Raw genomic sequence first — 6127 nt, 5'->3', positions numbered from 1 at the left:
ATGACCACGGCGGCAGCTGCCTGGAGGTCGGCATCACCCCACCAGCGGATCTCCTCGCGTGCTGCGTCGAGGGTGCGGCGGTCTGACTCGGGGATCTCAGGGCGGAATGCTCGCGCACGCCGAGCGATCGAAGCCCAGTGCTGCCGACAGGCGGACCAGTCAGAAGTCCGGTCGTCCCGGCGGGACACCTCGTCACGTTGACGAAACTTCCCGAAAGCAGCAGTGCGCTGGTACCACCACAGCGCGGCGGTCGCCGAGCGGATGCCGTGACGCCAAAGAACCCACGCGGCGTCCGTGGCGGCCGCGGACCGGTCGCGGCGGGTGCCGTCGTTGAGGATCGCCCAATCCTCGGGCGTGAACTGTGCGCGCCGGCGCCACGCTCGAGGTGCTTCGGTCACCAGGCGCGTGCCGTCGTCAACCGGCAACGGCAGGGGAATGGCTGAGGGAGCCGGCTGTCGACGACGCAGCCGCTGTGGCGCGGATCCCCGCGCGTCGCGAGGAAGCGATGCCTGGACAGCTCGGATTACCGTGCGAACGTCAGTCGCTTTCCCGGTCTCGAGGTCGACGAGCTGCGCGGGACGCCCCTCGGGTTTGAGGCTTACGCTGCCCGGCAGTCGAATGGCCTTGCCCTCACGGTGGTCGATCGCCGCGGCCGGCAGCCGATGGTGCTCACGGATGAGAGCGACACGTCGCAAGAGCTCGTCGCGGCCGTGCCTGGTCGCCGGAATACACCAGAGGTGAAGACAGTCGTCGCGCCCGGAGGCGACCGCGGCGACGACCACGGTCGCAGTATCCGCAGCCGCCTGACGAATCTCGGGGACTACCAGTTCGGCGCACTCGTCGATGTCGAGGGCGACCAGCTCTGGACGTGGCTGGGCGACGATGGCCCATGTTGCGGCTTCAGTGCCGAGGCGAGCGCGGCGCACGAGCTGGTCGGCGTTGCCGCTACCGACCTGGATCGCTTGGTTGTCGCCCTGGGTCGGAGCGAGAGCCCATGCGCGGACGGTTGAGTCCGCCAGGAGAGCTGCGAGCTCCGCGAGGGCCGCAGTATCGACGACGGTAATGGTGGTTGGAGGGTCTGGCTCAGTCGAGACGAGTTCCGGCGCGGCGGTGCTGGACACGTCCACAGGGGGTGAGCTACCCTCAGAACAGCTTCGCAAGCAGTTCTGCCTTTCAGGTGGGGCACCAAAAACCGGTTCGAGCTGGTAACTCTTTCCGGTCACACTCTCAAGATCGCCCTTCGGTTGCCTCCGGGGGGCGATCGCTTTTGTGTGGGTGCGCTATGCAGTTGATCGTGTGCGCGTGTTCTATGCGCTAAGCGATGTCTGCGAGCGGCGGCTCCTCTAATTGGTGGCGTGGGAACAGGGCATCAGCGGGGGTCTCTCGGATCTCGTCAGTCCGGCCGACGTGAGCGGCCAGGACATCTGCGACGTACTGGGATACCGATGTGCCAGCGTCGGCAGCCCGACGCTGAACCTCATCGTGGACGTCGCGCGCGAGACGCGTACCGACGAGTCGTCGATCACCCTTGTGTGGCTGTGCCATGACCGCATTCCTACCGGTATCTGTAACTGTTATGGCGGACGACACGCCGCTGATGGCCATGGCGACACTATAAACCGGTGTCGGCGTTTCTCGCATACCCTGCTTGGGTGCGAATCTTCATTGACACTGACTGCGGCGTTGACGACGCTCTGGCCCTGGCCGTGCTGGTGAGCCGTCCCGAGGTCGAGATCATCGGCGTGACCACGACTTCGGGGAACACCTCAGCCGTGCAAGCGGCGAAGAATGTTGCCGACGTGCTCGCGGTGATGCGACACCATATACCGGTGATTGCCGGTCCTGTGCCGGGTCCCACCTTCACGCCCCGCCTGGTGCACGGCCCTGATGGGCTGGGCGGCCACGGTTCGAGGCCGGATCGACCGGGCGATCCGCACGCCGCGTCCAAGGCGATCCTCGAGTTCTGCGAATCGGCGGGGTCGGAGGATGTCCTGCTCTGTCTAGGTCCGATGACCAATCTAGCTGCGGCAAAGCCGCAATCGAGCCCGCGCATTGTTGCTGTCGGTGGCGCCGGCATCGTCGGAGAGTCGGACCCGGGACGAGATCCCAACTCGGAGGTAGACATTGCCGCGAGTACATGGGTCGTCGAGAATCTCGGCGTAGATTGGGTGACGATCAACGCTGGGGAGCACATATGGCTCAGAGAGTCGGAGTTCGGTTCGACCACGGCCAGCGGGCGCTTTCAGCGGTCGATTCACGAGGCCTACGGGTGGCATTGTGCGCAGAGGGCAGGGCGGCAAGTGTGGTCTCCGTCGGCTTACGACACGATTGCCGCTCTTGCTGCGGTGGGATCTGAGTTGGGGAAATGGGAGTGGGTGACCCCCACCTTCGTCGGCTCCTCAATGTGGGGAACGCCAGGGGGCGATCACCGGATGCTGACGGTTCCAGCCGATGAGTCCTGTGCTGGGGTCGTTCGGTCCGCCGTATCGAAAGCGCTGGCATGAACAGACGTGAGCTGTTCATGGCTCGTCGTCGAGCGCGGCGGGCACTGCGCGGCATTCGCTGCGCGCGGCCGTGGACTCGAGAGTCTTTGCTGGGGGAGATCTCTCGACAGCGGGGGAGACCCGTGACAGTCAAGCAGATGGAGGGAGCGCTGAGTACGGAGGCGTGCGGCCTGCTGGTCCAGTTCGACTCTGCGGACCACATCATTCTGGGTGCCGGCACACCGCAGTGGCACCAAGATGCCGTGACGGCCCACGAGATCGCCCACCTGCTCCTGGGACATCGGGGAGACCTCGCCACGCCGGACGCGGCCCACGGAATGGACGCGTACTTTCCGGATCTGGACTTGAGCGAGGTTCACCGCCTGCTTAAACGCGAGAAACACTCTTCGCTAGAGGAGTACGAAGCGGAGTTCCTCGGCACACTCATCCTTGCGCGTATGACCACCGGGATCGAGGTCGAGAGGCAGTTGCGCCAAGCCCAGGAAACGTCTGGTGGGCGGGAGCTATGGCGCGCCTTTGGGGTGGATAACCATGCGTAACTTGCTGCCAGCCTGGCTCGATTTCACGCTACTTGCGATCACCTGGGCGGCGATCTTGTGGCGGGTGTACACGGCACGCAGCGGTGGAGCACCCCGGCGACTAACCGAATCACTGGCCGCGGGGGCTGTGGCCCTGACATTGAAGGTGGGCCCGATCTACGACGTCGTTGAGCCGCTCCTTGGGGCAGCGATCCTGCGCGCACTAATTCATGGAGCGTGCCTCGTGGCGGTGGCTGGCGTGATCTTGCTCTGGTTTGCCACGCAGGGCGACGTCAAACACCCACGGCTGGTGCCTGTCCTCTACGCCATTAGCGGCGGGCTGACGGTGCTACTGGTCATCACTGCCGCTGTAGCCCCACGCGCCGGTGACCAAATGGAGTCTGCTCCAAGCGGCTGGGCGTTGTGGTACTTCGCCATCTTCTGTCTTCCCACGTTGGTCGGATTGTTTCTGCTGGTCAAACAGCTCATCGGCTCCTGGGGACTAAGCCGGTCGCGGCTAGTCGGCGCGGTGGTGACGCTGGTCTACGCCTTCCTGGTCATCGACAACTTCACCGTGTTTGTGGCCGTGGGGTTCAGCGCTCTTCGAGATGATCACAATCTCCTAGACGGCCGCGGTGTACCAAATGGGGTCGTCTTCGCAGTTCTTCTGACAATTGGTGCCGTCATTTCGGCACTGGTGGCCAACCGTGGAGCGGAAGATAGCTGGGTCGATCCGATGACGGCTATGTGGCTGGACCTGAGAACGGCGTGCCCTGAGGTGGCTCTCAGTGATCCGTGGAGTCTGCGCGGCAAGGAGCAGCGCCTCCGAGCCATCGTGGAGAGCGTCGACGCTCTTGCTCATCTGGCGCCCCTGGTGAACGACCGTCATATGCGCGCAGCTCGCAAAGTAAGCGCCGAACCTCCGGCACTGGTCCTCGCACTCGCAATTCAGGACGCGGCGATGCAGCGCGACAGGCGAACAGACCACCTCGGTGACGAGGGTCTGCTTGCCGTCGACGCCGTCGGCCAGGCGGGGGAGCTGTCGGTGCAGTGGCAGCGAGCCAAGCAGCTACGACACACGGCGGGACACGGCAGCGAGAAGGGCTTTTCGCGTGGTGTCGACCGGTTTGCCCCGCAGTCGGACTGACCTTGCACCTGCATTCACCAGGTGCCTGAGCAGCTCCAGCTGCTCATGAATATTCTCGTCCCCATCGCTGAGGTAGCGACCGGGGACCTTGAAGAACGCAGCGACAGCCTCGCATTGGGCTTCGGTGAGCACTGTCTTCCCCGCGAGAACGTCTCCCAACAGCTCGGGAGTAACGCCAACCGTCGGTGGCGTGTGCGCAGCAATTTCCTCGACGGTGCGGATCCCGCCAGAGGGGTCACGCCATACACACATGAGTTGCTGAAGTCGGTCCGCTTGCGTCATGCGTCCTCCCCGCGATCACGTTTGGCGTCCGGCATCGCCAGCCATCTACGCAGCGCAGCGCCTTCGTCGAGTTCGGAGTCCGCACGCTCGGCCAGCAGCGGAGCTACTGCGTCAACGACAATATCGCTACCAAGTCCGTGGGTATTCGCGGCCAGTAACTCCGTGATGAACTGACCATATAGCGGGGCCACAGCCTGGGCGAGGTCCTCGATAGCCTCGACCAGGTCGGAATCCTGGGCGCGGTCACTGGAAAGCTGCTGTAACCGGAATGTGGCGGCGGTGAGAGCAGCGACCTCGCCGTGGGAGATCGTGACCCCCGACGGTGCAAACTGCACTTCCGCCGTCTCTCGGGGAGTGGGAGTGCCTCCTTCAAGAGTGCTCGCAGCGCTACCGATCGTCCACTCCAGCGACCGGTCAAGAGCGTCGAGGATCTCGGGGGTTATCACCTCGGTGTCTCCGCGCTCGATTCTCACCATGATGGGCGCCCGCGGGCCGCCCCGGTCCCGGACTTGAATCAGGTTGAGCGAGAGCTCGGCGCGCCTCTTCCGTACCGCGTCGGCAAGTCGAGCTGTCATGTCCACAAGCCTAGGCCGGACACCTGTCAAGTTCTTTGTGGACAGGCCCAAAAGCAGTTAACCGCCCTGCCCGCCCTCACCTGCGGCAGCGATGACCTCGTCCGGGGTGATTCCCAGAGCATCAGCGAGATGGGGAACACTATGCGCCGCCAAGGGGCTGTCTCCACGCTCAATCGCCCCATAATGCGAGGTGGAGAGGCCAGCGCGTCGCGCGGCTTCACCTTGGGTCAAGGCTCGGAGCACACGCCAGTCAGCGAGAGTTCTGCCGGTATCGGGAATGTCGACCAGGTCGGCAACGGTAACGGTGCTCGAGAGCGCCGCACTCAACAGTTCTGCCAACCGGCCCAACATATCCGCCTGAGGGATCTTCCGACCCCGCTCCCAAGCACGGACTGAGCCCGAACTCACCCCCAGTGCATCACCCAGCGCAGCCTGCGAAAGACCCGCACTGCGACGCAAATCGACAAGAACCTCGGGGGAGAAGGCATGGGCTGAGGCCCTTCCCATGTGCACTCCTCCGTCGCCGTCCTGATGTTTCCCCACGACTTTACGGTTGCGTCCTATAGTGACGTTGACATGCGCCCCGGAGGGGTTAGGGTGTCACTATAAGCCGGCGACAGGGGTAGACCATGCACCATTCTCGGACCGCGCTCAGGGGAGCGCTCATCGGAACCACCGCAGCGATTGTCGCGTTCGGAGGCGTCACCCTCGCCCTGGCCGGCACGCAGGCAGGTGTCACCGAGGCTCAGAAGCCAGCGAAGGCGACGACGGCTCAGGCCGGGGTCGTGGAGGGTCAGGCGTCGACCACTCGGGCCACGGCTCGTGCGACACCCGCTCCCGCAGCAGCGCGGGCGAAGCCGGTGGCGCAGCAAGCCGGCATTTCCGCCGCCACCGAGGTCAAGAAGGCGAAGAAGGAAGACAATCCCGACCCTCGTCGAGAGCGAGCATCGGAGGCTGCCACCCCGGAGGCTCCCGCGGTCCAGCAGGCGGAGGCGCCGGCGCCGGCGGTCGCGCCCGTGCAGCAGGCTCCAGCTCCGGTGCGTCAGGTGCCCGTGCAGCAGGCCCCGGCACCGGTGCGTCAGGCACCCGTGCAGCAGGCCC

Annotated in this window: 5 protein-coding genes and 2 pseudogenes; 4 read left to right on the top strand and 3 right to left on the bottom strand. The window is 64.9% G+C overall.

Features of this window, described 5'->3' with window-relative positions:
- Nucleotides 1-1121, bottom strand: a pseudogene (locus H483_RS39160) (hypothetical protein); the annotation flags it as partial.
- 531 nt (nt 1122-1652) lie between these two features.
- On the opposite strand from H483_RS39160, the gene H483_RS38605 reads away from it, so the two are divergent.
- From H483_RS38605 to H483_RS27200, 3 genes are all read left to right on the top strand, one after another.
- Complete coding sequence (locus H483_RS38605) at nt 1653-2504, top strand: nucleoside hydrolase (protein WP_193746857.1); 852 nt, start codon at nt 1653-1655, stop codon at nt 2502-2504.
- Between the two features lie 122 nt (nt 2505-2626).
- Entirely contained in the window at nt 2627-3043 is a 417-nt protein-coding gene (locus H483_RS38145; RefSeq protein WP_017836457.1) for a hypothetical protein, read from the top strand.
- A complete protein-coding gene (locus tag H483_RS27200; RefSeq protein WP_031264765.1) occupies nt 3036-4169 on the top strand; it encodes a hypothetical protein in 1134 nt (377 codons plus the stop codon). The genes H483_RS38145 and H483_RS27200 overlap by 8 nt, the downstream gene beginning before the upstream one ends.
- A gap of 278 nt (nt 4170-4447) precedes the next feature.
- Here the strand turns inward: H483_RS27200 and H483_RS38140 are convergent, their stop codons facing one another.
- On the bottom strand, nt 4448-5026 hold the full coding sequence (locus tag H483_RS38140; protein WP_146166392.1) for a hypothetical protein: 579 nt from the start codon (nt 5024-5026) through the stop codon (nt 4448-4450).
- A gap of 57 nt (nt 5027-5083) precedes the next feature.
- Nucleotides 5084-5533, bottom strand: coding sequence for a helix-turn-helix transcriptional regulator (locus tag H483_RS40535; RefSeq protein WP_081615145.1), 450 nt, complete (start codon nt 5531-5533; stop codon nt 5084-5086).
- A 122-nt stretch (nt 5534-5655) separates the two neighbouring features.
- Between H483_RS40535 and H483_RS27195 the strand changes: the two are divergent.
- Nucleotides 5656-6127 (top strand): annotated as a pseudogene (locus H483_RS27195) (hypothetical protein); the annotation flags it as partial.

The organism is Dietzia sp. UCD-THP (genome assembly GCF_000349585.1).
GTDB classification, from domain to species: domain Bacteria; phylum Actinomycetota; class Actinomycetes; order Mycobacteriales; family Mycobacteriaceae; genus Dietzia; species Dietzia natronolimnaea_A.
Note: the sequence above shows the minus strand (reverse complement) of the source record. Positions and strands in the feature narration are given on the sequence as shown.